Source organism: Kitasatospora sp. NPDC059462, assembly GCF_042749955.1.
GTDB lineage: Bacteria > Actinomycetota > Actinomycetes > Streptomycetales > Streptomycetaceae > Kitasatospora.
The window spans coordinates 129,468-155,169 of the sequence record NZ_JBHYUU010000001.1 but is presented as its reverse complement, the minus strand read 5'-3'; the positions used below and the strand labels follow the sequence as shown (position 1 = coordinate 155,169).

General features: G+C 72.1%; 23 protein-coding genes and 1 tRNA gene. 23 read left to right on the top strand and 1 reads right to left on the bottom strand.

Annotation, left to right across the window (positions count from 1 at the left end; translation table 11 throughout):
* Positions 1-91 precede the first annotated feature (91 nt).
* Together ACFXAM_RS00620 and ACFXAM_RS00615 are read left to right on the top strand one after the other, a co-directional pair.
* Positions 92-1,030, top strand: coding sequence for a trypsin-like peptidase domain-containing protein (locus tag ACFXAM_RS00620; RefSeq protein WP_380286741.1), 939 nt, complete (start codon positions 92-94; stop codon positions 1,028-1,030).
* Between the two features lie 100 nt (positions 1,031-1,130).
* Entirely contained in the window at positions 1,131-1,814 is a 684-nt protein-coding gene (locus ACFXAM_RS00615) for a hypothetical protein (protein WP_380286740.1), read from the top strand.
* Positions 1,815-1,953: 139 nt separating this feature from the next.
* Here the strand turns inward: ACFXAM_RS00615 and ACFXAM_RS00610 are convergent.
* Positions 1,954-2,025: transfer RNA gene (locus tag ACFXAM_RS00610), tRNA-Arg, on the bottom strand.
* Between the two features lie 167 nt (positions 2,026-2,192).
* Here ACFXAM_RS00610 and ACFXAM_RS00605 point away from each other — a divergent pair.
* The 21 genes from ACFXAM_RS00605 (at position 2,193) to atpA (ending at position 25,670) form a co-directional block, all read left to right on the top strand.
* Positions 2,193-2,621 carry a response regulator gene (locus tag ACFXAM_RS00605; RefSeq protein ID WP_380286773.1) on the top strand — a complete coding sequence of 143 codons (429 nt, stop codon included), beginning with the start codon at positions 2,193-2,195 and terminating at the stop codon, positions 2,619-2,621.
* Between the two features lie 73 nt (positions 2,622-2,694).
* Positions 2,695-4,356 carry an arginine--tRNA ligase gene (gene argS, locus ACFXAM_RS00600; protein WP_380286739.1) on the top strand — a complete coding sequence of 554 codons (1,662 nt, stop codon included), beginning with the start codon at positions 2,695-2,697 and terminating at the stop codon, positions 4,354-4,356.
* Between the two features lie 87 nt (positions 4,357-4,443).
* Positions 4,444-5,838: a diaminopimelate decarboxylase gene (gene lysA / locus ACFXAM_RS00595; protein WP_380286738.1), complete on the top strand. Its 1,395-nt coding sequence runs from the start codon at positions 4,444-4,446 to the stop codon at positions 5,836-5,838.
* A gap of 136 nt (positions 5,839-5,974) precedes the next feature.
* Positions 5,975-7,267, top strand: coding sequence for a homoserine dehydrogenase (locus ACFXAM_RS00590; RefSeq protein WP_380286737.1), 1,293 nt, complete (start codon positions 5,975-5,977; stop codon positions 7,265-7,267).
* Positions 7,268-7,276: 9 nt separating this feature from the next.
* Positions 7,277-8,374 carry a threonine synthase gene (thrC, locus tag ACFXAM_RS00585; protein WP_380286736.1) on the top strand — a complete coding sequence of 366 codons (1,098 nt, stop codon included), beginning with the start codon at positions 7,277-7,279 and terminating at the stop codon, positions 8,372-8,374.
* Positions 8,375-8,732: 358 nt separating this feature from the next.
* Complete coding sequence (gene thrB, locus ACFXAM_RS00580) at positions 8,733-9,668, top strand: homoserine kinase (RefSeq protein WP_380286735.1); 936 nt, start codon at positions 8,733-8,735, stop codon at positions 9,666-9,668.
* Between the two features lie 581 nt (positions 9,669-10,249).
* Entirely contained in the window at positions 10,250-12,337 is a 2,088-nt protein-coding gene (gene rho / locus ACFXAM_RS00575) for a transcription termination factor Rho (RefSeq protein WP_380286734.1), read from the top strand.
* 136 nt (positions 12,338-12,473) lie between these two features.
* Positions 12,474-13,577 (top strand): LCP family protein, encoded by a 1,104-nt coding sequence (locus ACFXAM_RS00570; protein WP_380286733.1) that lies wholly within the window; start codon positions 12,474-12,476, stop codon positions 13,575-13,577.
* Between the two features lie 136 nt (positions 13,578-13,713).
* A complete protein-coding gene (gene rpmE / locus ACFXAM_RS00565; RefSeq protein ID WP_030057539.1) occupies positions 13,714-13,935 on the top strand; it encodes a 50S ribosomal protein L31 in 222 nt (73 codons plus the stop codon).
* Between the two features lie 132 nt (positions 13,936-14,067).
* The gene (prfA, locus tag ACFXAM_RS00560) at positions 14,068-15,144 is read left to right on the top strand and encodes a peptide chain release factor 1 (RefSeq protein WP_380286732.1); all 1,077 of its coding nucleotides are present in this window, start codon (positions 14,068-14,070) and stop codon (positions 15,142-15,144) included.
* Positions 15,145-15,202: 58 nt separating this feature from the next.
* Positions 15,203-16,069, top strand: coding sequence for a peptide chain release factor N(5)-glutamine methyltransferase (prmC, locus tag ACFXAM_RS00555; RefSeq protein WP_380286731.1), 867 nt, complete (start codon positions 15,203-15,205; stop codon positions 16,067-16,069).
* Positions 16,070-16,106: 37 nt separating this feature from the next.
* Positions 16,107-16,754, top strand: coding sequence for an L-threonylcarbamoyladenylate synthase (locus tag ACFXAM_RS00550; RefSeq protein ID WP_380286730.1), 648 nt, complete (start codon positions 16,107-16,109; stop codon positions 16,752-16,754).
* A 29-nt stretch (positions 16,755-16,783) separates the two neighbouring features.
* Positions 16,784-17,422, top strand: a complete 639-nt coding sequence (locus ACFXAM_RS00545) for a protein-tyrosine-phosphatase (RefSeq protein WP_380286772.1) — start codon at positions 16,784-16,786, stop codon at positions 17,420-17,422.
* Between the two features lie 124 nt (positions 17,423-17,546).
* On the top strand, positions 17,547-18,821 hold the full coding sequence (glyA, locus tag ACFXAM_RS00540) for a serine hydroxymethyltransferase (RefSeq protein ID WP_380286729.1): 1,275 nt from the start codon (positions 17,547-17,549) through the stop codon (positions 18,819-18,821).
* Between the two features lie 160 nt (positions 18,822-18,981).
* Positions 18,982-20,367 (top strand): MraY family glycosyltransferase, encoded by a 1,386-nt coding sequence (locus ACFXAM_RS00535; protein WP_380286728.1) that lies wholly within the window; start codon positions 18,982-18,984, stop codon positions 20,365-20,367.
* A gap of 292 nt (positions 20,368-20,659) precedes the next feature.
* Entirely contained in the window at positions 20,660-21,103 is a 444-nt protein-coding gene (locus ACFXAM_RS00530; protein WP_380286727.1) for a hypothetical protein, read from the top strand.
* A 285-nt stretch (positions 21,104-21,388) separates the two neighbouring features.
* Positions 21,389-22,201, top strand: coding sequence for a F0F1 ATP synthase subunit A (gene atpB / locus ACFXAM_RS00525; protein WP_224277566.1), 813 nt, complete (start codon positions 21,389-21,391; stop codon positions 22,199-22,201).
* Between the two features lie 90 nt (positions 22,202-22,291).
* Positions 22,292-22,534, top strand: coding sequence for an ATP synthase F0 subunit C (gene atpE / locus ACFXAM_RS00520; protein WP_030302757.1), 243 nt, complete (start codon positions 22,292-22,294; stop codon positions 22,532-22,534).
* 33 nt (positions 22,535-22,567) lie between these two features.
* Positions 22,568-23,128, top strand: coding sequence for a F0F1 ATP synthase subunit B (locus ACFXAM_RS00515; RefSeq protein WP_376091430.1), 561 nt, complete (start codon positions 22,568-22,570; stop codon positions 23,126-23,128).
* Positions 23,125-23,940 carry a F0F1 ATP synthase subunit delta gene (locus tag ACFXAM_RS00510; RefSeq protein WP_380286726.1) on the top strand — a complete coding sequence of 272 codons (816 nt, stop codon included), beginning with the start codon at positions 23,125-23,127 and terminating at the stop codon, positions 23,938-23,940. Before ACFXAM_RS00515 ends, ACFXAM_RS00510 begins: the two co-directional genes overlap by 4 nt.
* Before the next feature lie 155 nt (positions 23,941-24,095).
* The gene (atpA, locus tag ACFXAM_RS00505; protein ID WP_380286725.1) at positions 24,096-25,670 is read left to right on the top strand and encodes a F0F1 ATP synthase subunit alpha; all 1,575 of its coding nucleotides are present in this window, start codon (positions 24,096-24,098) and stop codon (positions 25,668-25,670) included.
* Positions 25,671-25,702: the final 32 nt, after the last annotated feature.

Genomic DNA, 25,702 nt, shown 5'->3' with positions numbered 1-25,702 from the left:
CCTTCCCAGCGGCGCATCACGGCCTTCCCAGCTCGGGGCGCCATAGTCGGATCCCGTACCGCCGTCGACCGGGGCAAGGAGCAGACCGCGCATGGGCCAGCACCGCCGCCGCACCACCCGACGCCGCTACCTGGCCCCGACCCTGGTCACCACCACCCTCTCCGCGCTGACCGTGGCCGCCGTGGTCGTCGGCACCCACAGCGTCGTCCCCCGGACCACCGCCGTCGCCTCCCCGGGGACCGCGGCGGCGACGGCGGCCCCGGCCACGGCGCCCCGGAAGGTGACCGTCGGCCCGGTGGCGACGCCCGTTCCCGCCCCGACCCCCACCGCCACCCGGACCCCCGCCCCCGCCCCGGCGCCCACGTCGAGCGACCTGCCGGGCACCACCGCCGCCGCCCCGGCCACCTCCGAAGTGGCCACCGTCGGCGCCCTGTTCAACGGCGCCGTGCGCGCCGGCAACCACTTCTGCACCGCCAGCGTGCTGCACAGCCCCACCCGCAACCTGCTGCTCACCGCCGCCCACTGCCTCGACGACCCGGCCGGCGTCACCTTCGCCCCCGGCTACCGCGACGGCCGCGCCCCGTACGGCACCTGGCGGGTCACCGCCGTGCACACCACCACCGGCTGGTCCCGGGACGGCGACCAGGACGAGGACTTCGCCGTCCTGGAGACCGCCGTCGACGACGCCGGCCGGCGGATCGAGGACGTCGTCGGCGGCAACGTCCTCGGCACCGACGAGCCGTTCGGCACCACCGTCCGCCTCTACGGCTACCCGGCCGGCGGCGAGCGGCCCCTGCTGTGCACCAACACCACCGGCCGCCAGGGCACCTTCCAGCGCGTCGTCGACTGCCCCGACTACCCGGGCGGCACCAGCGGCGGCCCCTGGATCTCCACCGCCACCGGCCACGTCGTCGGCGCCATAGGAGGCCATCAGGAGGGCGGCGACACCGACGACACCTCCTACAGCGCCTACTTCGACCACACCGTCGCCGCCCTGTGCGACGAGGCCGTCGCCGCCGCCTCGTCCTGACCGGCCCCGCCCGCCCGGAATCCCGTTCGACCCCGGGCCCGCCCTGTGGGACGCTCGGCGCGCAAAGATCGTCCACGATGCCCCGGGGGGCCGTTCCACCGTGCGCCGAACCACCGTTCCCGTCCTCGCCGCCACCGCCGCCGTCCTCGCCCTGCTCACCGGCTGCGAGGGGGACGACGGTTCCGCCGCGGCGGGTGCCTTCGACCCCGCGGAGGCCGTGGCGAAGGGGGCCGGGGAGCCCTACGCGGTCACCGTGAAGGCGACCCACGCCGGGGACTCCTCCACCATCACGGCGCGGTTCAACCTCAACACCGTGTACACCGGCCGCTGGGAGTTCAAGGACGAGGACGGAAACCTCCGGGAGACCGTCACCACCGCGGACGCCGAGTACCTGCGGGGGCACGACGCCACGGGCACCTGGCTGAAGACCCCGCGGACCGTCGAGGTCTCGGACCTCGACTACGGCGGCTACGCCGGGCTGCTGCTCGCCCAGGGCGCGTCCGCCCGCAAGGGCATGGAGACCACCGACGGCGTGCCGACCTACCACCTCGCCGGCCACCTCGGCGTGGAGCAGCTCGCCGGGCCGCTCCCGGCGGCCCACCGGATGCTGACCTCGGCGGGCGTCACGGGCATCGACCTCGACCAGTGGATCGACGCGCAGGGCCGCACCCGTCACGTCGAGCAGGCGATGGTCGTCGAGGGCCGCAAGGACGTGCTGACGCTGGTCTTCGGCGACTTCGGCCCCGCCGAGACCTTCACCGCGCCCGGCCCCGTCGCCGGCTGACGCCCCGACGGCCCGCGCCCGGGGCAACTCCGCCGCTCCGGGCGCCCGTTGGCGCCCCCGGCGCGGCCGGAAAACGAATCAGGCCCAGATCCGCGGTAACTACCCGCTGACCTGGGCCTCTTCGGCACTTCTCGCGAAGTGCCCCCGGTAGGATTCGAACCTACGCACCCGCCTCCGGAGGGCGGTGCTCTATCCCCTGAGCTACGGGGGCTTGCTCGGTGTTGTCGTCGCGTTCGCTTCGACGTGGAGAACACTACCAGGCCCGGGGCGTGCTCCGTGCACGGGTTTCCGCGGCGGCCGGCCGGGGCGGGCCGGTGGAAGTGCGCAAAGGCCGGACGGGGCGGCGGGGCCGCCGATACCCTCGGTGAGGTGTCGGGAGTGTCCGGGCGGGTCCTCGTGGTGGACGACAGCGAGGTGATCCGCCAGCTGATCAGGGTCAACCTGGAGCTGGAGGGCTTCGAGGTGGTGACCGCCGCCGACGGTGCCGAGTGCCTGGAGGTGGTCCGCCGGGTGAGGCCCGACGTGGTGACGCTGGACGTGATGATGCCGCGGCTGGACGGCCTGCGCACGGCGGCCCGGCTGCGGGCGGCGCCGGGGACCCGGCTGCTGCCGATCGCGATCGTGAGCGCCTGCACGCCGGCCGATCTGGACCTGGGGGAGTCGGTCGGGGTGGACGGCTACCTGGGCAAGCCCTTCGACCCGGCGGACCTGGTCGCGCTGGTGCGGCGGCTGGTGGAGCTCGGCCGCCGGGGCGCGGCCGCCGAGGAGTTTCGCCCTCGGCGAACAGACCGGAGCGATCGGGGCTGAGCGACGGCGTCCGACGTCTCAACCGGCAAACCGAGTGGCGGGCGCCCTCCCCCTCTCGCCTACGCTTGGCGTCGTGACCCCCGCAGAGCTTTCCCAGGCAGTCCAGGCCGCAGTGAGCACCGCCGTCGAGGCGGGCGAGCTGGCCGTCGCCGTGCCCGAGCACGTGACGGTCGAGCGGCCCAAGAACAGGGACCACGGCGACTACGCGACCAACGTGGCCCTCCAGCTCGCCAAGGCGGCCGGCAAGCCGCCGCGAGCCGTTGCCGAGGTACTGGCCGACCGCCTGCGAGGGATCACCGGCGTCGCCAAGGTCGACATCGCCGGTCCGGGCTTCCTGAACATCACCCTGGACACCGCCACCGCCGGCGCGCTGGCGCGCACCATCGTCGAGGCGGGCGAGGCCTACGGCCGCAACGAGGACCTCGCCGGCCTGAAGATCAACCTGGAGTTCGTCTCCGCCAACCCGACCGGCCCGATCCACATCGGCGGCGTGCGCTGGGCGGCCGTCGGCGACTCGCTGGCGCGGGTCCTGCGGGCCTGCGGCGCCGACGTCACCACCGAGTACTACCTCAACGACGCCGGTGTGCAGATCAGCAAGTTCGCCTCCTCGCTGCAGGCCGCCGCGAACGGCCGCGAGGTGCCGGAGGGCGGCTACGTCGGCGAGTACATCGTCGACATCGCCAAGGCGATCACCGAGGCGCTCCCGGGCCTGCTGGAGAAGTCCGAGGACGAGCAGCTCCAGGTCTTCCGCGCCGAGGGCCTGAAGCTCATGGTCGCCGAGATCAAGCGCTCGATGGACGAGTTCGGCACCCACTTCGACGTCTGGTTCTCGGAGAAGTCGCTGCACGACTCGGGCGCCGTCGGCACGGCCATCGACCGGCTGCGCGAGCAGGGCCACGTCTTCGAGAAGGACGGCGCCATCTGGCTGCGCACCACCGACTTCGGCGACGACAAGGACCGCGTCCTGGTCAAGGCCGACGGCGACACCACCTACTTCGCCGCCGACGCCGCGTACTACCTGTCCAAGCGGGACCGCGGCACCGAGGTCGCGCTCTACATGCTGGGCGCCGACCACCACGGCTACGTCAACCGCCTCAAGGCCATCGCGGCCTGCGCGGGCGACGACATGAACCACAACATCGAGGTGAAGATCGGCCAGTTCGTGAAGATGCTTCGCGACGGCGAAGAGGTCCGCATGTCCAAGCGGGCCGGCAACATCATCACGATCGACGACGTCGTCGAGTGGATCGGCGTGGACGCGGCCCGCTACACCCTGGCGCGCTCCTCCACCGACTCCACCATCACGCTCGACATCAACATCCTGACCAGCCAGACCAACGAGAACCGGGTGTACTACGTCCAGTACGCCCACTCCCGGATGTGCGCGGTCCAGCGCAACGCCGACGAGCACGGCATCTCGCGCGGCGCGGCCGAGGACTTCAAACCGGAGCTGCTGGCCACCGAGTGGGAGAACGACCTGCTCGGCCACCTCGGTGAGTTCCCGCGCGTGCTGGCCTCGGCCGGCGAGCTGCGCGAGCCGCACCGGGTCGCGACGTACCTGGAGGACCTCGCGGCCAAGTACCACCGCTTCTACGACAACTGCCGCATCCTGCCGCGGGGCGACGAGGAGGTCACCGACCTCACGCACGCCCGGCTCTGGCTGGCCGACGCGACACGCACGGTCATCGCGAACGGCCTGACGCTGCTGGGCGTCTCGGCGCCCGAGCGGATGTAGGCACCACCCCCATGTGCACAGCGGGGGCGGCGGACGGTCAACGGGGACCGTCGCCGCCCCTCGCCATAGGTCGAGGAAACCAACGACATGTCTCGCTCCGCACACCCCGCAGGCCCCCGGCACGGCGACGTGCTGCCCGAGGGCCACTACCAGGCGCCGCCCAGCGACCTGAACGCGCTCGACCCCAAGGTCTGGTCCCGGACCGTCGCCCGTGACGCCGGGGGCGTGGTCACCGTCGGCGGCGTCGACGTGAAGCGGCTGGCCGCCGAGTACGGCACCCCGGCGTACGTCATGGACGAGGCCGACTTCCGGGCCCGGGCCCGGGCCTGGCGTGAGGCCTTCGGCGCGGACGCCGACGTCTTCTACGCCGGCAAGGCCTTCCTCTCCAAGGCGGTCGTGCGCTGGCTGCACGAGGAGGGCCTCAACCTCGACGTCTGCAGCCCGGGCGAGCTCGCCGTGGCGCTGGCCGCCGGGATGCCGGCGGAGCGGATCGCGCTGCACGGCAACAACAAGTCGGTGGACGAGCTGGAGCACGCGGTGAAGTCCGGGGTCGGGCACATCGTGGTCGACTCCTACGAGGAGATCGAGCGCCTCGCGGTGATCGCCGGTCACCAGGGCGTGCGCCAGCCGGTGCTGATCCGGGTCACCGTCGGCGTCGAGGCGCACACCCACGAGTTCATCGCCACCGCGCACGAGGACCAGAAGTTCGGCCTCTCGCTGACCGGGGGAGCGGCCGCCGAGGCGGTGCGCCGGGTCCTGGCGCACGGCGCGAGCCTGGAACTGCGCGGCATCCACTCGCACATCGGCTCGCAGATCTTCGACACCGCCGGCTTCGAGGTGGCCGCCCGCCGGGTGGTCGGCCTGCTGGCGCAGATCCGGGACGAGCACGGCGTCGAGCTGCCCGAGATCGACCTCGGCGGCGGCCTGGGCATCGCCTACACCAGTGAGGACGACCCGCGCGAGCCGGCCGAGATCGCCGCCGCGCTGGCCGACATCGTGCGCCGCGAGTGCGCGGCCGCGAACCTCACCGCCCCCCGGCTGAGCGTGGAGCCGGGCCGGGCGATCGTCGGCCCGACCGCGTTCACCCTGTACGAGGTCGGCACCGTCAAGCCGCTGGAGGGCCTGCGCACCTACGTCAGCGTGGACGGCGGAATGTCCGACAACATCCGCACCGCGCTGTACGACGCCGAGTACACGGTGGCCCTGGTGTCGCGCACCAGCGACGCGGAGCCGATGCTGGTGCGGGTGGTCGGCAAGCACTGCGAGTCCGGCGACATCGTCGTCCGGGAGGCCTTCCTGCCGGCCGACCTCGCGCCCGGCGACCTCGTCGCGGTGCCCGCCACCGGCGCGTACTGCCGTTCGATGGCGAGCAACTACAACCACGCCCTCAAGCCCCCCGTGCTCGCCGTCCAGGACGGTGCGGCCCGGGTGATCGTCCGGCGCGAGACGGAGGAGGATCTCCTGCGTCTCGATATCGGATGACGAAATCCTCGTCTCAGATCATGGAACGACCGTAGATCTGTACGGAAAGTCCCGGAGACTGGTAGGAACCGAAAGTCCGGCGGGCCCCCGAAAATCCCGCCGGATCGACCGAAGCATGAATGCAGAGCGGAGTCGGATGATGCGTACGCGGCCGCTGAAGGTGGCGTTGCTGGGCTGTGGTGTGGTGGGCTCCGAGGTGGCGCGCATCATGACGACAGACGCCGCCGACCTCGCCGCGCGCATCGGCGCGCCGGTCGAGCTCGCCGGCATCGCGGTGCGCCGGGCGGGCCGCCCCCGCCCGGGGGTGCCCGAGCACCTGCTCACCACCGATGCCGAGGCCCTGGTCAAGCGGGGCGACATCGACGTGGTGATCGAGGTCGTGGGCGGCATCGAGCCGTCCAAACACCTCATCCTGTCGGCGTTCGAGCAGGGCGCCTCGGTGGTCAGCGCGAACAAGGCGCTGCTCGCCAAGGACGGCACCGAGCTGCACGCGGCGGCCGCCGCGGCCGGCGTGGACCTCTACTACGAGGCCGCGGTGGCCGGGGCGATCCCGCTGCTGCGCCCGCTGCGCGAGTCGCTGGCCGGCGACCGGGTGAACCGGGTGCTGGGCATCGTCAACGGCACCACCAACTTCATCCTCGACAAGATGGACACCACCGGCGCCGGGTACTCGGAGGCGCTGGAGGAGGCCACCGCGCTCGGCTACGCCGAGGCCGACCCGACCGCGGACGTGGAGGGCTTCGACGCCGCCGCCAAGGCCGCGATCCTGGCCGGCATCGCGTTCCACACCAAGGTGACCGCGGCGGACGTCTACCGCGAGGGCCTGACCGAGGTGACCGCCGCCGACATCGCCTCCGCCAAGGCGATGGGCTGCGTGGTGAAGCTGCTGGCGATCTGCGAGCGGGCCGCCGACGGCGAGTCGGTGACCGCGCGCGTCCACCCGGCGATGATCCCGCTGTCGCACCCGCTGGCCTCGGTCCGCGAGGCGTACAACGCGGTGTTCGTGGAGGCCGAGGCGGCCGGCCGGCTGATGTTCTACGGCCCGGGCGCCGGCGGCGCGCCGACCGCCTCCGCGGTCCTCGGCGACCTGGTCGCGGTCTGCCGCAACAAGCTCGCCGGTGCCACCGGCCCCGGCGACTCGGTGTACACCCGGCTGCCGGCCAAGCCGATGGACGAGGTCGTCACCCGCTACCACGTCAGCCTGGACGTCGACGACCGCGCGGGCGTGCTCGCCCAGGTCGCCTCCGTCTTCGCCGAGCACGGCGTCTCCATCGACACCGTGCGCCAGCAGGGCCGCGACGGCGACGCCTCGCTCGTCGTGGTCACCCACCGCGCCACCGACGCCGCGCTGTCGGCGACGGTGGACAAGCTCCGCGCACTCGACAGCGTGCGCGACGTGGCCAGCATCATGCGGGTCGAAGGGGAATAGGAACAGATGATGAGCAGCGTTGCCGAGAACGCCGCCCGTGGCACCCACACCCACCAATGGCGGGGCCTGATCGAGGAGTACCGGGACCGCCTGCCGGTCAGCGCGGCGACCCCGGTGGTCACCCTGCTGGAGGGCGGCACCCCGCTGGTCCCCGCCCAGGTGCTCTCCGAGCGCACCGGCTGCGAGGTCCACCTCAAGGTCGAGGGCGCCAACCCGACCGGGTCCTTCAAGGACCGCGGCATGACGATGGCCATCTCCAAGGCGAAGGAGGACGGCGCCCAGGCCGTCATCTGCGCCTCCACCGGCAACACCTCGGCCTCCGCCGCCGCCTACGCGGTGCGGGCCCGGATGGTGTCGGCGGTGCTCGTCCCGCAGGGCAAGATCGCCCTCGGCAAGATGGGCCAGGCGCTGGTGCACGGTGCGAAGATCCTCCAGGTGGACGGGAACTTCGACGACTGCCTCACCCTTGCGCGTGAACTGTCCGAGAAGTACCCGGTGGCGCTGGTCAACTCGGTGAACCCGGTCCGGATCGAGGGCCAGAAGACCGCCGCCTTCGAGATCGTCGACATGCTCGGCGACGCGCCGGACATCCACGTGCTGCCGGTCGGCAACGCGGGCAACATCACCGCGTACTGGAAGGGCTACCGCGAGTACGCCGCGGACGGCCTGGCCACCCGCACCCCGCGGATGTGGGGCTTCCAGGCCTCCGGCTCGGCCCCGATCGTCGACGGCGCCCCGGTGCTCAAGCCGCAGACCATCGCCACCGCGATCCGGATCGGCAACCCGGCCTCCTGGGACTTCGCGCTCGCCGCGCGGGACGAGTCGGGCGGCCTGATCGACAAGGTGACCGACCGTCAGATTCTCTCCGCCTACCGCCTGTTGGCCTCCCAGGAGGGCGTCTTCGTGGAGCCCGCCTCGGCCGCCTCGGTGGCCGGCCTGCTGGCCAAGGCGGAGGCCGGCCTGGTCGATCCGGGCCAGCGGATCGTCTGCACCGTGACCGGCAACGGCCTCAAGGACCCCGACTGGGCGGTGGCCGGCGCGCCGCAGCCGCAGATCGTCCCGGTCGACCCCGAGGCCGCCGCCCGGCGACTGGGCCTGCTGGACTAGCCCCCCACCCGATCCGGGGGCTCAGCCCCCACCCGGGCCGACCCTTTCGGGGGTCGGCCCGGTTCGCGTTCTCGACCGACACTTTTGTGTCAATTCACCGGCGCATTCCGATCCGATTCCCGCATGCAATCCGGCCAGAAGCGGCAACACACCAGATCGAAGGCCCACGGGGTGTACCGCTGTGGAACCTCTCTTCGATACTCTGGGTCCGGCCGTGTGGCACATGCCCCGGGTCCGGCCCCATCGCGGGCCGCACCACCGACTGTGACCGTCCGCCCCGGCCGGGGCCCGCGGCCCGCTCCCCACCCTCGCACCGACGCGCTTCGCGCCGCCCGATTTCCCCAGGAGAGTCCACCGCATGGCCGGTCCTGCGTTCCGTGCCGCCGCCGTCCGGGTCCGGGTTCCCGCGACCAGTGCCAACCTCGGTCCGGGCTTCGACGCCTTCGGACTCGCGCTGGGTCTGTACGACGACGTGGTCGTCCGGGTCGCCGACTCCGGGCTCTCCGTCGACATCGCCGGCGAGGGTGCCGACACCCTTCCGCGCGACGAGCGCCACCTGCTGGTCCGCTCGATGCGCGCCGCCTTCGACCGCCTCGGCGGCCAGCCGCGCGGCCTGGAGGTGGTCTGCGCCAACCGGATACCGCACGGCCGCGGCCTGGGCTCCTCGTCCGCCGCGATCTGCGCCGGGATCGTCGCCGCCCGCGCCGTCACCATCGGCGGCCCGTCCGCCCTGGACGACGACGCCCTGCTGGCCCTCGCCTCCGAGCTGGAGGGCCACCCGGACAACGTGGCGGCCTGCCTGCGGGGCAACTTCACCGTGGCGTGGACCGAGGAGGACACCGCCCGGGCGATCGCCCTGGAGCCGTCCGCCGAGGTCGTCCCGGTGGTGTTCGTCCCGGCCACCGAGGTGCTCACCGAGACCGCCCGCGGCCTGCTGCCGCGGACCGTCCCGCTGGCCGACGCCGCCGCCAACGCCGGCCGGTCCGCCCTGCTGGTCGAGGCGCTGACCCGGCGCCCGGACCTGCTGCTGACCGCCACCGAGGACCGGATCCACCAGGACTACCGGGCCTCCGCGATGCCGGACAGCGCCGCGCTGGTGGGCGCGCTGCGCGCCGAGGGCGTGCCCGCGGTGATCTCCGGCGCCGGCCCGACCGTGCTCGCGCTCACCGACGAGGCCGGCGTGCAGAAGGTCCTGGGCTTCGCCGGCGACCACGGCAACGGCGGCCCGGCGTTCGCCGCGCACCGGCTCGAACTCGACCGGACCGGCGCCGCAGTGCTCCCGCTGGGCGTCTGAGCAGGCCGTTCGGGCCGGACCGTCCGGACACGATTGGCAACCGCAAGGCTGGGGAATGTCTGAGGGGGTCGGTAGTGTTAACCTCATTGCTGCACCAGGTGCCCTCCGGGGCTCGGTGCGCCGCGTCCCGATCCCAGCACTCCGCACCAGCGGAGTCCCGGCGATGTACGGGGCGACGATTCTCCGGGAGCCCACCGCAGCGCGTACGCAGCCTGCCTGCGCGACTTGCGGTCGCATCCCGAAGCCGTGACGGCACCTGACTCCCACCCGCAGCCTCCCACCTGGAGGCCAGGACGGGCGGAGCACGGGCCACCGTCACGCGACGGGGGCCCGGGATTCGCAGGCAGCGTGGGGGCACCTCCCGGCCGGCGGCCGGGGGGAGGGTCGGTACTCGACCGTCCCGCCACGCCACTCAGCACCACCGTGCTTCAAGCACCGCACCTCGCAGCTCTCCTCCGACTGGCACCCAGCGCCATTCGGGGGACCACCGCCTCGGACCGACGCAGTCGAGCGTTGGTCAGGACAGCACAACCGGTCGCCGAGCCAGACAGGCCGACGTCCGCTCCAGGGAAGGACCCTTAGTGAGCGACACCACCGATCTGATGGGCGCGCGCCCGGACGCCGACGCGTCGGACGCCGCCGCCGCCCCCGCGGCCCCGGCGCGGCGCCGCCGTACCGCCGCCGCGGGCCTGGACGGCATGGTCCTGGCCGAGCTGCAGAAGCTCGCCGCGGACCTGGGCATCACCGGTACCGGACGCATGCGCAAGAGCCAGCTGATCGAGACCATCAAGGAGAAGAGCGGCGGCGACCCGCTGCTCGCCGGCGCCACCGCCGCTCCGGCCGCCAAGCGCACCGCGAAGGCCGAGACCGCCGAGCCGGCCGAGAAGCCGGCCCGCCGGACCACCAAGGCCGCCGCCGCCCGGGCCGAGGCCCCCGCCGCCGCCGCCGAGGCGCAGGCCCAGATCGAGATCCCGGTCCAGGCCGCCGCCGAGACCGCCGCCCCCGCGCGCACCGAGCGCACCCGCCGCCGGGCCACCTCGGCCGCCGGCGCCCCGGCCGCCGAGAGCGCCGCCGAGGCGCCCGCCGCCGTGGTGACCGAGGCCAAGCAGGCCGAGACCCGTACCGAGGGCGCCCGCGCGTTCGAGGGGCGCGAGGAGGGCCGCGAGACCCGTCGCGACCGCCGTGAGCGCCGTGAGCGCCGTGACGGCGGCGAGCGCGAGAGCCGTCCGGAGGCCGCCGAGGTCCAGGCCGGCCAGGACGGCGAGGGCCGTGAGTCGCGCCGCGACCGCCGCAACCGCCGCGACCGCGCCGACCGCACCGAGCGCCCCCAGCAGCAGAGCGCCCAGGGCGAGGGCCAGCAGAGCCGTCAGGGCGGCCAGCAGGCCCAGCCGCAGGCGCAGCAGCAGGGCGGCTTCGAGGACGACGAGTACGGCGACGGCCGCCGCGGCCGCCGCGGGCGCTACCGCGACCGCCGGGGCCGGGGCCGCCGCGAGGGCTTCGAGACCGGTGGCACCGAGCCGCAGATCGGCGAGGACGACGTCCTGATCCCGGTCGCGGGCATCCTCGACATCCTCGACAACTACGCGTTCGTGCGCACCTCCGGCTACCTGCCGGGCCAGAACGACGTCTACGTCTCGCTCGCCCAGGTCCGCAAGAACGGCCTGCGCAAGGGCGACGCCATCACCGGTGCGGTGCGCCAGCCGCGCGAGGGCGAGCGCCGCGAGAAGTTCAACGCCATGGTGCGGCTGGACTCGGTCAACGGCATGGACCCGGAGAGCGGCCGCGGCCGTCCCGAGTTCAACAAGCTGACCCCGCTCTACCCGCAGGAGCGGCTGCGCCTGGAGACCGACCCGGGCGTGCTGACCACCCGGATCATCGACCTGGTGTCGCCGATCGGCAAGGGCCAGCGCGGTCTGATCGTCGCGCCGCCGAAGACCGGCAAGACGATGGTGCTGCAGGCGGTCGCCAACGCGATCACCCACAACAACCCCGAGTGCCACCTGATGGTCGTCCTGGTCGACGAGCGTCCGGAAGAGGTCACCGACATGCAGCGGTCGGTGAAGGGCGAGGTCATCTCCTCGACCTTCGACCGCCCGGCGGAGGACCACACCACCGTCGCCGAGCTGGCCATCGAGCGCGCCAAGCGCCTGGTGGAGCTGGGCCACGACGTGGTGATCCTGCTGGACTCGATCACCCGTCTGGGCCGCGCCTACAACCTGGCGGCGCCGGCCTCCGGCCGCATCCTGTCCGGTGGTGTCGACTCGACCGCGCTGTACCCGCCGAAGAAGTTCTTCGGTGCCGCGCGCAACATCGAGAACGGCGGCTCGCTGACCATCCTGGCCACCGCGCTGGTCGAGACCGGCTCGCGGATGGACGAGGTGATCTTCGAGGAGTTCAAGGGCACCGGCAACATGGAGCTCAAGCTCGACCGGAAGCTCTCGGACAAGCGCATCTTCCCGGCCGTCGACGTGGACGCCTCCAGCACCCGCAAGGAGGAGATCCTGCTCGGCGGCGAGGAGCTCGCCATCGTCTGGAAGCTGCGCCGGGTGCTGCACGCGCTCGACTCGCAGCAGGCGATCGAGCTGCTGCTGGACAAGATGAAGCAGACCAAGAGCAACGCCGAGTTCCTGATGCAGATCGCCAAGACGACCCCCGGGTCGGGCGACTGACGCGGAACGCGTCGAAGCACCCGGGCCCCGGACCGCGCGAGCGGTCCGGGGCCCGCTGCCGTGTCCGGACGGTTTGTTCCGGACTCGGGACAGTTGGGGCCCTTTTCGGCGTCTTGTCCGATTTACTCTGGTCCGTATGGCCGAACACAAGAGGGTCCCGAGCCGCCGTCGCAAGCTCCTGCGCACGGCCGCGTGCGCCGTCGCCGCGCTCGCCGTCCTCGGGGCCGGTGCGGCCGGGTACGCCTACCTGCGACTGGACGGCAACCTCAGGAGCGTCGACATCGACGCCACCCTCGGCACCGCCCGCCCGCCGGCCGCCACCGACGGTTCCTTCAACGTCCTGGTGCTCGGCTCCGACTCGCGCTCCGGCGGCAACGCGGACCTCGCCGGCGGCGACACCGGCGGCACCGCCCGCTCGGACACCGCCATGGTGGTGCACGTCAGCCAGGACCACTCCCGCGCCGACGTGGTGTCCATCCCGCGCGACACCCTCGTCCCGCGCCCCGAGTGCACCGGCCCCGAGGGGAAGGCCGTGCCGGCCGCCAAGCGCGCCATGTTCAACAGCGCCTACGAGGCCGGCGGCGCGGCCTGCGCGGTCAAGACCGCGGAACAGCTCAGCGGGCTGCGGATGGACCACTACGTCGAGGTGGACTTCAACGGCTTCGCCCGGCTGGTGGACGCGATAGGCGGGGCCACCGTGACGACCACGGTGGCCATCCACGACAAGGACAGCGGCCTGGACCTCCCGGCCGGGGAGCACCACCTGGACGGGCAGCAGGCGCTCGCCTTCGTCCGCACCCGGCACGGCGTCGGCGACGGCAGCGACCTCGGCCGGATCGAACTCCAGAAGCAGATGGTCCGCTCGCTGCTCCAGCAGGCCGGCGGGATCGGGCTGCTGACCAACCCGGTCAAGCTCTGGTCCGTCGGCGACACCCTGACCCGCTCGATCACCACCGACTCCGCGCTCGCCTCGGTCAACTCGCTGGTCGGACTCGCCCAGGAGCTCAAGGGCATCGGGCCGGACCAGCTCGCCATGGTCACCCTGCCGGTGACGGCCGCCCCCACGGACCGGGACCGGGTGGTCCAGCAGCAGCCGCAGGCCGACCAGCTCTGGGCGGCCCTCAAGGCCGACCGCCCGATGCCGGCGGAGGTGCTCGCCGCCCAGCCGCAGAACCCCGCCCAGGCCACCCCCGGCGCCTCCGCCACGGCCCCGGCGAAGGCGCCCGCCAAGCGCCCCTGAGCGGCCCGGAATATCCCGCGGCGCCCCCCGGTTTGGGAAGAGGCGGCCGGTCCTGGCAGACTGGACCGTCGGTCCCGGTTCACGTGCGGCATTCCAGCCGCCGACCCGGTGCCCTCCCGAACACTAGGAGAACCCCTTGAAGCCCAACGTTCACCCCGAGTACGTGGTCACCCGCGTGACCTGCACCTGCGGTGCCGAGTTCACCACCCGCTCGACCGAGACCAGTGGCGAGATCCGCGCCGAGGTCTGCTCGCAGTGCCACCCGTTCTACACCGGCAAGCAGAAGATCCTCGACACCGGTGGCCGCGTGGCCCGCTTCGAGGCCCGCTTCGGCAAGCAGCACAGCGCGAAGGCCTAGCGCTCCCTCGGCGCCGGTCTCCCGGTGCCCCCGAACTCGTTCCGGGGGCGCTGGGGACCGGCGCCGTTCGCGTCCCCCCGCACCTCCGCGAACCCACTCCGCACGACGATCCCCCGGGAAGAAGGCCACCCCATGTTCGAGGCAGTCGAAGAGCTCCTCGTCGAGCACGCCGACCTCGAAGCGAGGCTGGCCGACCCGTCCGTCCACGCCGACCAGGCCAACGCCCGCAAGCTGGCCAAGCGGTACGCCGAGCTGACCCCGATCACCCGGGTCTACCGGCAGTGGAAGCAGGCCGGCGAGGACATCGAGGCCGCCCGCGAACTCGCGGCCGAGGACTCGGAGTTCCTCTCCGAGGTGAAGGACGGCGAGGCCCGCCGCGAGGAGCTGACCGAGGAGCTGCGGCTGCTGCTCGTCCCGCGGGACCCGAGCGACGACAAGGACGTCATCCTGGAGATCAAGGCGGGCGAGGGCGGCGAGGAGTCCGCGCTGTTCGCCGGCGACCTGCTCCGGATGTACCTGCGCTTCGCCGAGCGGATCGGGTGGAAGACCGAGATCATCGACTCCAACGAGTCCGACCTCGGCGGCTACAAGGACGTCTCGGTCGCGGTGAAGACCAAGGGCAACGCCGAGCCCGGCCAGGGCGTCTGGGCCCGGCTGAAGTACGAGGGCGGCGTGCACCGGGTGCAGCGCGTCCCGGCCACCGAGTCGCAGGGCCGCATCCACACCTCCGCGGCGGGCGTGCTGGTCACCCCCGAGGCCGAGGAGGTCGAGGTCGAGATCCTCGCCAACGACCTGCGGATCGACGTGTACCGCTCCTCCGGCCCCGGCGGCCAGTCGGTCAACACCACCGACTCCGCGGTCCGGATCACCCACCTGCCGACCGGTATCGTGGCGTCCTGCCAGAACGAGAAGAGCCAGCTGCAGAACAAGGAGCAGGCGATGCGCATCCTGCGTTCGCGGCTGCTGGCCGCCGCGCAGGAGGAGGCCGAGCGGGAGGCCTCGGACGCGCGCCGCAGCCAGGTCCGCACGGTGGACCGTTCCGAGCGGATCCGGACGTACAACTACCCGGAGAACCGCATCTCGGACCACCGCACGGGCTTCAAGTCGTACAACCTGGACCAGGTGCTGGACGGCGAGCTGAACGCCGTCATCCAGTCCTGCGTCGACGCGGACGCCGCGGCCAAGCTCGCCGCGGCCCAACAGAACTGACACCGGCGGCAGCGAGACCGACGTCGAGGCCGGAGAGCGGAAGCAAGAGGTCGTACGGATGAACCTGCTACTCGCGGAGGTGGCCCAGGCCACCCAGCGGTTGGCCGCGGCCGGCGTGCCGTCGCCGCGCTTCGACGCGGAGGAGCTCGCCGCCCACGTCCACAACGTCAAGCGCAGCCAGCTGCACACCGTCCAGGACGGTGACTTCGACGCCCGGTACTGGGAGGCCGTCGCCCGCCGCGAGGCCCGGGAGCCGCTCCAGCACATCACCGGCCGGGCCTTCTTCCGCTACCTCGAACTGGCGGTCGGACCGGGCGTGTTCGTGCCCCGCCCGGAGACCGAGACGGTCGTCGAGTGGGCCATAGACGCGGTCCGCGAGATGGACGTCGCCGAGCCGCTGGTGGTCGACCTGTGCTCCGGCTCCGGCGCCATCGCGCTCGCCCTGGCCCAGGAGCTGCCGCGCTCCATCGTGCACGCCTTCGAGCTCGACGAGGGCGCGCTGCCGTACACCCGGCGCAACATCGAGTCCTCGCCCGACCGCGCCCGGGTCACCCTGCACGAGGGCGACGCCACCCGGGCCTTCGAGGACGACCGCGCCTGGGACGGCCGCTTCGACCTCGTCATCTCCAACCCGCCGTACATCCCGCTCACCGAGTGGGAGTACGTCGCGCCGGAGGCCCGCGACCACGACCCGCAGATGTCGCTGTTCTCCGGTGAGGACGGACTCGACACCATCCGCGGCATCGAGCGGGTCGCCGCCCGTCTGCTGCGCCCGGGCGGCGCCGTGGTCATCGAGCACGCCGACACCCAGGGCGGACAGGTCCCGTGGATCTTCAACGAGGAGGGCGGCTGGACCGACGCCGCCGACCACCGGGACCTCAACAACCGCCCCCGCTTCACCACGGCGCGCAAGGCGTCGCTGTGAACCACGCCATGAGCCCGTCCGGAAGGGGACCGCACCGATGAGCCGCCGCTACGACTGTGCCGACGCCGGGGACCGCGCAACCGGCCTGCGCGAGGCCGCCTCGGCCATCCGCCGCGGCGAACTCGTCGTGCTGCCCACCGACACCCTCTACGGGGTCGGCGCGGACGCCTTCTCGCCGGAGGCGGTGGGCGCCCTGCTCGCCGCCAAGGGCCGCGGCCGCAACATGCCCTCGCCGGTCCTGGTCGGCTCGCCGACCACCCTGCACGGCCTGGTCACCGACTTCTCCGAGCAGGCCTGGGAGCTCGTCGACGCCTTCTGGCCCGGCGGCCTCACCCTGGTCGCCAGGCACCAGCCCTCGCTGCGCTGGGACCTCGGCGACACCCGGGGCACCGTCGCCGTGCGGATGCCGCTGCACCCGGTGGCCATCGAGCTGCTGAACGTCACCGGCCCGATGGCCGTCTCCAGCGCCAACCGGACCGGCGGCCCGTCCCCGGCCACCTGCGACGAGGCCCAGCAGCAGCTCGGCGACGCCATCTCGGTCTACCTGGACGGCGGCACCGCCGACCACGCCCAGGCCTCGTCGATCGTGGACGTCACGGGCAAGGTGCCGGTGCTGCTGCGGGCCGGCGCGATCTCCGCCGAGCAGCTGAGGGAGGTCGTCCCCGACCTGGAGGCCGGCAGTTGACGGCCGCCTCCCTCCATGCCGGGCCCGGCATATCGCCGTACCTGAGCGTGGGCCCCAGGCCGCTGGACCACTTCCGGATCCTGTACGTCTGCACCGGCAACATCTGCCGGTCGCCGATCGCCGAGCGGCTGACCCGGCGTGAGCTGGACACCCGGCTCAACCCCCGGGTGGCCGGGCGGATCCTGGTGGAGTCGGCCGGCACCTGGGGCCATGTGGGCGCGCCGATGGAGGAGCACGCCGCCACGGTGCTGGACGAGTACGGCGCCGACAGCGGCGGCTTCACCGGCCGCGAACTGCTGGACGAGCACGTGGTCGAGGCCGACCTGGTGCTCACCGCGACCCTGGACCACCGGGCCCAGGTCATCTCGATGGGCCACGAGGCGGGGCTGCGCACCTTCACGCTGAAGGAGTTCACCCGGCTGGTCCGCACGATCGACCCGGGCACCCTGCCGGACCCCCGGCGCGGCGCGGACGTCACCGAGCGCGCCCGCGCGCTGGTCCGCGCCGCCGCCTCGCTGCGCGGCTGGCTGCTGGCCGCCGACCCCGAGGCCGACGAACTGCACGATCCCTACGGCGCGCCGATCGGGATGTTCCGCAACTGCGGCGAGGAGATATTCCACGCCGTCGACCCGGTGGTCACCGCGCTGACCGGGGTCCGCGCGCTGTAGCCGACGCGCCCACTCGGGCGGTGCCCGGCCCGGGCGGGCGTGCCCCGGCACGCGCCGCCGTGCCGGGGCACGGAGGCGGTCCTACGCTGGAGAAATCCGACCCGACGCGCCCGGGAGCCCCGCCATGACCGTCACCGATGCAGCGACCGGCCCCGTCGAGACCTCCGAGGCGCTCTCCGCGGCCCTCCACCGGGCCGATCCGCAGCTGGCCGACCTGCTGGCCGCCGAGGCCGAGCGGCGGGCCGAGACGCTCCAGCTGCTGGCGGGGGAGAACCTCACCAGCCCGGCCGTCCTGGCGGCCCTCACCGGCCCGCTGATCGACAAGTACGCCGAGGGCTACCCCGGCCGCCGCCACCACACCGGCTGCGCGCTCGCCGACGCCGCCGAGCTGCTCGCGGTCGACCGGGCCCGGGCGCTGTTCGCCGCCCCGCACGCCAATGTGCAGCCGCGCTCCGGCACCTCCGCGATGCTGGCCGCCTACGCCGCGCTGCTGCGGCCCGGCGACGTGGTGCTCGCGATGTCGCTGGAGCACGGCGGCCACCTCAGCTGCGGCTCGCGGGCCAACTTCTCCGGCCGCTGGTTCGACTTCGTCGGCTACGGGGTGCGCCGCGAGGACGGCCTGATCGACCTCGACCAGGTGCGCGAGCTGGCCCTGCGCCACCGCCCGAAGGCGATCGTGGCCGGTTCCATCTCCTACCCGCGCCACCCGGACTGGGCCGCCTTCCGGGAGATCGCCGACGAGGCGGACGCCTACCTGGTGGCCGCGGCCGCGCAGACCACCGGCCTGATCGCGGCCGGCGCGGCGCCGTCGCCGGTGCCGTACGCGGACGTCACGGTGGCGGCCACCCACAAGCTGCTGCGCGGCCCGCGCGGGGGCCTGCTGCTGTGCACCGCGGAGCTGGCCGAGCGGGTCGACCGGGCGGTCTTCCCGTTCAGCCAGGGCGGCGCCGCGATGAACGAGGTGGCCGGCAAGGCCGTCGCGCTGGCCGAGGCCGCGACGCCCGCCTACCGCGCCTACGCGCACCGCGCGGTGGCCGGCGCGCGGGTGCTCGCGGAGGGGCTCGCGCAGGCCGGCGCGCGCCCGCTGACCGGCGGGACCGACACCCACCTGGTGACGGCCGACGTCGCCCCGCTCGGGGTCACCGGCGCCGAGGCGGAGCGCCGCTGCGCGGCCGCCGGGCTGCTGCTCGGCAAGTGCGCGCTGCCGTACGACGAGGCGCCGCCCGCCGAGGCCTCCGGGATCCGCCTCGGCAGCGGCACGGTGACCTCGCAGGGCATGGGGGAGGCGGAGCTGGCGGAGATCGCCGGGCTGATCGGACGGCTGCTCGTCCGGGGCGCGGACGTCCGGGTGGGGGAGCGGGTGCGGGAGCTGGCGCGGGCCTTCGCCGGGCGCCGGTGAACGGCTGTCCGAATCTCCTGCCCGGCAGGGCGAACCGCGATGCGCGCCCCCGGCGTCGGACTCAATAAGGTGTGTGCCGTGGCGACGCACCTCGAACCCCGGACAGGCACGGGCGTACCTTCGGTACCCACCCGTCGGACAGCGATGCAGGAGGCCAGTGGTGCGTGAGTATCTGCTGGTGCTGTTCTGCACCGCGGCCGTCACCTACCTGCTGACCGGCCCGGTCCGGAAGTTCGCCATCGCGGCGGGGGCGATGCCCCCGGTCCGCGCCCGCGACGTGCACCGCGAGCCCACGCCCCGGCTCGGCGGCATCGCCATGTTCGGCGGACTCTGCGCGGGCATCCTGGTCGCCTCCCAGCTGGACAACCTGAGCAAGGTGTTCTCCCAGGGCACCGACATCCGGGCGCTGCTCTCCGGCGCCGGCATCATGTGGCTGCTCGGCGTGCTGGACGACAAGTGGGGCGTGGACGCCCTGGTGAAGCTCGGCGGCCAGATGATCGCCGCCGGCGTGATGGTCTGGCAGGGCGTCACGGTGATCACCCTGCCGGTGCCGGGTGTCGGGCCGGTCGCGGTCAGCCCCACCCAGGGCATGGTCATCTCGGTGGTCATGGTCGTCGTCATGGTCAACGCGGTGAACTTCATCGACGGCCTGGACGGCCTGGCGGGCGGCATGGTCTGCATCGCCGCGATGGCCTTCTTCCTGTACTCCTACCGGCTCTGGTACGGCTACACGATCACCGACGCCGCCCCCGCCGTGCTGTTCAGCGTGCTGCTGATCGGCATGTGTCTCGGCTTCCTGGCGCACAACATGCACCCGGCCCGGATCTTCATGGGCGACTCCGGGTCGATGATGCTCGGGCTGATGCTGGCCGTCGCCGCGATCTCCATCACCGGCCGCGTGGACCCCGACCTGATCACCAGCGAGCTGGGCTCGCAGACCGCCACCGTGCACGCCCTGGTGCCGATCTACATCCCGCTGCTGCTGCCGCTGACGGTCATCGCGCTGCCGCTGGCGGACCTGCTGCTCGCGGTGGTCCGCCGCACCTGGGCGGGCCAGTCCCCGTTCGCCGCCGACAAGCGGCACCTGCACCACCGACTGCTCCAGGTCGGCCACTCGCACAGCCGTGCCGTACTGATCATGTACTTCTGGGCCGCGCTGATCGCGTTCGGGACCGTCGCCTTCTCGGTCACCAACACCGGCCGCACCGTCGTCCTCACGCTGGCCGGGCTCTGCCTGGTCGGCCTGGTGGTGCTGCTCACTCCGCGGTTCCGGCCGCGGGCCCCGCGCGCGGTGCAGGCCTTCGTGCCGCCGCGCTACCGCCGCCGTCCGGTGGCCCGGACCGCCGGGCCGGTTGCGCACGGTGCCCGGACCGCGGAAGGTGGGGAGGGCGCGGAGCGCGCGGAGCTCACCGCCGAATCGGCCGGTCGTGCGGCCTCCGAACCGATGGCCGAACTGTCGGCCGAGGACAAGCGCCTGCTCGGCGGGGTGCCGAAGGGATCGTCGGCGATCACCGGCCGGGGCCACGGCAACGGCCGGAGCCGCTAGCGGAGGTGATGGCCCGTCAACCGTCGTCACCCGTTCGGCGGCACCCTTGGCCCGTCGGTGTGACAGGTGCCACACATTCATGGTAAAGCTCTCATCAAATAGTTTGTGATACCGTTCACGAGTACCGAGAACACGCCGAAAGACCTGACAGGTGGATGACTTCCGTCCCTGGTGGGTCTCCCTCGACGGGCTCGCCGTCGAGCGGCCGGCCCGCGGCGGTTCCGGTCCGGTGTCCCCACCGCGCTTCTCGCCCGTCCCCCCGCCACATCGACATGCCGCCGGAGTTGCCGACATGCCGTCCAACGACGCCCGGATCCTCCGAGGCGCCGCGATCCCCACTGCGGCCGCCGGAGTCATTGCGATGGCGATCTCCTTCGCCGTCGCCGGGGGCAAGGGCCTGCTCGGAGCACTCTTCGGCGCCCTGCTGGTGATGGCCTTCTTCACCTTCGGGCAGGTCGCCCTCGACCGGCTGACCAGGTCGAACCCCCAGATCATGATGGCCGCCGCGCTGCTGGTGTACACCACGCAGATCCTGCTGGTCGGCATCGTGCTGGCGGTCTTCAAGGACACCGAACTCTTCAACCGGCAGGCCTTCGCCTTCACGCTGCTCGGCTGCGCGCTGATCTGGACCGGGTTCCAGGTGCGCGGCGCCCTGAAGGCCAAGACCTTCTACGTCGACCCCGAAGCCTCTGAAAAGAAGGCCGAGAAGCCGTCCGACAAGGGGCGTCAACAGTGATGACGCCCCACTGTCCCCCCAACGAGGGGGGCGGTGTTTATGCCGCGCTGACGGGCTGCTATCGTCCGTCGCAACAACGGAGTACGGGAAGAGGCCTGGTCTGTCCGCACGGCGGACCGATCGCCCCCCGGATCCGCGCAGTCTTCGATGATCCCGCTTCGGTGCAGCGCACTGACGCGCGGGGTCGGCGAGAAACCCATCAAGTTCCAGTGCCGCTCCGTGGTCGCAGGCCACGCCGACACAGCGAGGTTGCCGTAACCATGCGTCACGACGAAGGAGTCCGTGGTGAGTGCTGAACTCACGTCCCTCGCCTCAGGCAGTTGCCACTTCGGGGACGCTGGCTGCGGCTTCCCGGCCCCGGGCCTGAACGAGTTCCAGTTCGAGCCGATTTTCTCGATCGGCAGCTTCGAGTTCAACAAGCCGATGCTGCTGTCGATCATCGTGGCCGCGCTGGTCGTGGTGTTCTTCTGGGCCGCGTTCGCCAAGCCGAAGCTGGTCCCGGGCAAGCTGCAGCTGGTCGGTGAGATCGGCTACGACTTCGTCAAGCGCTCCATCGTGCTGGAGACGATCGGCAAAAAGGGCGAGAAGTACGTCCCGATGCTGGTCTCGATGTTCTTCTTCGTGTGGCTGCTGAACATCATGTCGGTCATCCCGTTCGCCCAGTTCCCGGTGACGGCGGCGATCGCGTTCCCGGCCGGTCTGGCCGCGGTCGTGTGGATCACCTACATGACGCTGACCTTCAAGAAGCACGGCTTCGTCGGCGGTCTCAAGAACCTCTGCTGGCCCTCGGGCATCCCCGGCTGGGTCATGTTCATCCTGGTGCCGATCGAGTTCTTCTCGAACATCTTCGTGCGCCCCTTCACGCTCGCGGTCCGAGCCTTCGCGAACATGTTCGCCGGCCACCTGCTGATCGTGATGTTCTCCATCGCCTCCTGGTACCTGCTCAGCCCGACCCTGGGCGCGCTGTACGGCTCGGCCTCGTTCATCGTCGCCGTCGGCCTGACCGCCTTCGAGCTGCTGGTCCAGTTCCTGCAGGCCTACATCTTCGTGATGCTGGCCAGCAGCTACATCGCCGGTGCCCTGGAAGAGGCGCACTGAGCCAGGGGCTGCGGCCCTCCTGAACCACCCCCCGGAACGCCCGGTGGCCAATCACCACCGGATCACCATCCCCGCAAAGGACACATTGCAATGAGCATGCTCGCTGAGGTCGGCGTCTACGGTTCCGTCGCTTCCATCGGCTACGGCCTCGCCGCGATCGGCCCCGGCATCGGTGTCGGTCTCATCTTCGGTAACGGTGTCCAGGCCATGGCCCGTCAGCCCGAGGCCGCCGGCCTGATCCGTTCCAACATGTTCATCGGCTTCGCGCTGACCGAGGCGCTCGCCCTCATCGGCATCGTCATGCCGTTCGTCTTCGGCCAGGGCCCCAAGTAATCCCGGCGTAGACCCTTCGAGGAAGGTCCAGATATGAGCATCGCGGCTCACCTCGCGGAGGAGGGGGAGATCATGAACCCCCTTCTGCCCGCATGGCCCGAGATCATCATCGGCCTGCTCTGCTTCTTCATCGTCTTCGGGATCCTCGGCAAGAAGCTCCTCCCCAGCATCGAGAAGGTGCTGTCGGAGCGCCGGGACGCGATCGAGGGCGGCATGGAGCGCGCCGAGGCCGCTCAGGCCGAGGCCCAGGCCACGCTTGAGCAGTACCGCGCGGAGCTCGCCGAGGCGCGTCACGAGGCTGCTCGCATCATCGAGCAGGCTCGCGAGCAGGGCGCCGCCCAGCTCGCCGAGATGCGCGAGGAGGGCCAGCGCCAGCGCGAGGCCATCGTCGCCGCCGGCCACGCCCAGATCGAGGCCGACAAGAAGCAGGCGACCGCCGCCCTGCGCCAGGACGTGGGCTCGCTGGCCACCCAGCTGGCGTCCCGCATCGTGGGTGAGTCCCTTGAGGACCACGCGCGGCAGAGCGGTGTCGTCGACCGCTTCCTGGACGAGCTGGAGGCCAAGGCCGCCGTTGCTCAGGGTGCGGCCAAGTGATCGGCGCCAGCCGCGAGGCTCTGGCCGCCGGGCGGCAGAACCTGGAGAGCCTGACCGACTCCACCTCGGTGGACGCGGCCGTGCTCGCCGAGGAGCTCACCGCCGTCACGACCCTGCTGGACCGTGAGGTGTCGCTCCGCCGCGTTCTGACCGACCCCTCCCGGTCGGGCCAGGACAAGGCGCAGCTGGTCTCCTCGCTGCTGACCGGCCAGGTGTCCGGCGAGACGGTCGACCTGGTCTCCGGCCTGGTCCGGTCCCGCTGGTCGGGCGCCCGCGACCTGGTCGACGCCACGGAGCAGCTGGCCGCGTACGCCGAGGTCATCGCCGCCGACAAGGCCGGTGCCCTGGACGACGTCGAGGACGAGCTCTTCCGGTTCGGCCGGGTGGTGAGCGGCTCGCACGAGCTGCGTTCCGCGCTGACCGAGCCCAAGGCCGGCGCCGTCGCCAAGGCGGCCCTGATCAAGAAGCTGCTCGGCGGCCGCGCCAACGCGGGCACCGTGCGGCTGGTCACCAGCCTGGTCACCAACCCGCGTGGCCGTAGCCTGGAGCAGGGGCTGGAGTCCTACTCCAAGCTCGCCGCGGCCCGGCGTGACCGTGTGGTGGCCCAGGTCACCACCTCGGCGCCGCTGTCGGACGGCCAGAAGGAGCGCCTGTCGGGTGCCCTCGGCCGGCTGTACGGCCGCCAGGTCCACCTGAACATCGACATCGACCCCGAGGTCGTCGGCGGTGTCCGGGTGCAGATCGGTGACGAGATCATCGACGGCACGGTGTCGAGCCGCCTTGAGGGCGCTCGTCAGTCGCTCGAAGGCTGAGCACCCAAGCAGCACATCCGACCCTCGGTCGGGAAACCGGCTCCACCGGAGTCGGGAAAACGTACGGCCGGTTCATACGACCCGGCCGAGAGTCGAGTACTTGCGGCCCTCAATGGCGGGCCGAGGATCGCAAACTAGGAGAGCAGGGAAGCCTGATGGCGGAGCTTACGATCCGTCCGGAGGAGATCCGGGACGCGCTGGCCGACTTTGTCCAGTCGTACCAGCCGGACGCCGCCTCTGTGGAAGAGGTCGGCACGGTCACTGACGCGGCGGACGGCATCGCCCATGTCGAGGGTCTGCCCTCGGTCATGGCGAACGAGCTGCTGAAGTTCGAGGACGGCACCCTCGGCCTCGCGCTGAACCTCGACACCCGCGAGATCGGTGTCGTCGTCCTCGGTGAGTTCGGCGGCATCGAGGAGGGCCAGACGGTGCGCCGCACCGGAGAGGTCCTCTCCGTCCCGGTCGGCGACGGCTACCTCGGCCGCGTCGTGGACCCGCTGGGCAACCCGATCGACGGCCTGGGCGACATCGCCTCGACCGGCCGTCGCGCCCTGGAGCTCCAGGCTCCGGGCGTCATGGCCCGCAAGTCGGTCAAGCAGCCGCTGCAGACCGGCATCAAGGCCATCGACGCGATGACCCCGATCGGCCGTGGCCAGCGTCAGCTGATCATCGGTGACCGCCAGACCGGCAAGACCGCGGTGGCCGTCGACACGATCATCAACCAGCGCGACAACTGGCGCTCGGGCGACCCGGAGAAGCAGGTCCGCTGCATCTACGTCGCCGTGGGCCAGAAGGGCTCCACCATCGCGTCCGTCCGCGGCGCCCTGGAGGAGGCCGGCGCGCTGGAGTACACCACCATCGTGGCCGCTCCCGCCTCCGACCCGGCCGGCTTCAAGTACCTCGCCCCGTACACCGGCTCGGCCATCGGCCAGGAGTGGATGTACGACGGCAAGCATGTCCTGATCATCTTCGACGACCTGTCGAAGCAGGCCGAGGCCTACCGCTCCGTCTCCCTGCTGCTGCGCCGCCCGCCGGGCCGCGAGGCCTACCCGGGTGACGTCTTCTACCTGCACTCCCGCCTGCTGGAGCGCTGCGCCAAGCTGAACGACGCCCTCGGCGGCGGCTCGATGACCGGTCTGCCGATCATCGAGACCAAGGCCAACGACGTCTCGGCGTACATCCCGACCAACGTCATCTCCATCACCGACGGCCAGTGCTTCCTGGAGTCCGACCTGTTCAACGCCGGCATCCGCCCGGCCGTGAACGTCGGTATCTCGGTCTCCCGCGTCGGTGGCTCCGCCCAGATCAAGGCCATGCGCTCGGTCGCCGGCCGTCTGCGTCTGGACCTCGCCCAGTACCGTGAGCTGGAGGCCTTCGCCGCCTTCGGTTCCGACCTGGACGCGGCCTCCAAGGCCCAGCTGGAGCGCGGTGCGCGCATGGTCGAGCTGCTGAAGCAGGGCCAGTACCAGCCGTTCCCGGTCGAGGAGCAGGTCGTCTCCATCTGGGCCGGCACCACCGGCAAGCTGGACGACGTCCCGGTCGCGGAGATCCGCCGCTTCGAGCGCGAGTTCCTGGACTACGTGCGCCTGCAGCACAAGGACCTGCTCGCCGGCATCGTCGAGACCGGCCTGCTGGCCGACGGCACCGTCGACGCGCTGACGAAGGCCATCGAGTCCTTCAAGGCGGGTTACCAGACCGCTGACGGCAAGCTGCTCTCCGAGCAGGCCTGAGTCCGGTAGCGAGGGAAAGGACGTAACGACCC